This window comes from Tritonibacter multivorans (assembly GCF_001458415.1).
In the GTDB taxonomy this organism is placed as follows: Bacteria; Pseudomonadota; Alphaproteobacteria; order Rhodobacterales; family Rhodobacteraceae; genus Epibacterium; species Epibacterium multivorans.
Genome location: NZ_CYSD01000029.1, coordinates 1 through 1415, shown reverse-complemented (window position 1 = coordinate 1415; position 1415 = coordinate 1). Strand labels below are relative to the sequence as shown.

The following is a 1415-nucleotide window of genomic DNA, read 5'->3' as shown; positions in this document are numbered from 1 at the left end:
ATTTCGTTGCGGCGACGCTCTCATACAAGCGCAAAGCGATGGAACGATTAACATCAAAGGTAGCCATATCATTATCAATGGGTCACGGATTGATTTGAACTAATGCTCAAGAATATTTTTCTCGCTGTGCTGTCCCTGGCATTGATCACCAGCCTTGCTACGCAATTCATTGACGGGGCTCGCGCGTCCAAACCGGACAAACCCGAAGTGCATGTTTTTCTTCCGGATGGCTACTGTGGCGAGTTTGTGGTCTTCTGGGGCGAAAACACGCCGCCTGTTGATGAGCCGCCAGAATTTCTGAGCTACAATATTTACCCAACACATCCCAATGCAGTGGTGATAAATCTGCCCGAACCCTATGAGCGGGCGGGACTGCGATTTATCTACTCGGGCCAAGACGGTGAACTTGGGAGAAATCCGGTTTTTAAATTTGCTCTTCACGGTGGAGTTGGCACCGGAGAAGGGTTCGAAATTCTCGAAGACGGCACCCGGCGATCATGGACCATCCCGAGTATGTTTGTTGATTTTGATGTGTTCGACGTTGGAACCACACAGGCCTGTGAAGTTGGCGCAGATCTACGCGAGGTCGATTTTTCTGACTTGTACTTTAGATTGTCAGGGACCGAGTATCTTCGGATTGAAAAATGACTGAATATACAATTCACTCGCGAGCCTTTCATCCAGATGAGAAATTTGGCATGGGCGGTCTTGGCTTCCATGGTGACAAACGCGGATTTTCTAGTAATTTAGCAGACACTTCTAGGATTTTGGCCAAATGGTCACTGGACTTTTTAACTGCGACTGCTTCAAATGAGCGGCCACGTTCTGACCCGAGCACTGCGCCATGGTTTCTTGGCAGGACACATGAAGAATATGTGGATGCCGAAGTTCAACCTGAGGGCGCGCGCGAATTTGCTTCCAGCCCCTTCGCCCCAAATGGCATGCAGACGGGTAATTTCCAATGGAACTTTCGTGGGATCAACCACGCTTTTACGCCCAATCGGGACTTCAACAACCTCGTGGTGCCCTATCTGGACTTGAGCGGCACCATTGTCTTTGCAATCGATCGCGATCCTGATGTGTTGGAAATGCAGATTACTTCGACGTTGCGCGGAGACGGCTTCCCGAATTCCGAAGTTTTCATAGTCGACAGCAACGACACGCCCATCATGCTGAATACGCATCATCGGATGGGGTATGCGGCGGGGCAGCTTGCCTATAACGCACAGCATCTTCTGGGCGGCACCCTAATCACTGTGAAAATCAATGCAGACGGAAACTTTGTCGGACCGATCCGTGCAACGCGTTGTGTGGATTTCATGCCCGAGGCCCGCGACCTCTTGATTGAGGAAGAGGGTTTTTTCCTTGACCCCTATCAAACAGATTACAGNATACCCAAATGGAACCGCCTGCAT

Annotated in this window: 1 protein-coding gene; it reads left to right on the top strand. The window is 50.2% G+C overall.

The window, feature by feature from the left end:
* Positions 1–102 precede the first annotated feature (102 nt).
* The gene (locus TRM7557_RS08965) at positions 103–648 is read left to right on the top strand and encodes a hypothetical protein (protein ID WP_058289887.1); all 546 of its coding nucleotides are present in this window, start codon (positions 103–105) and stop codon (positions 646–648) included.
* Positions 649–1415: the final 767 nt, after the last annotated feature.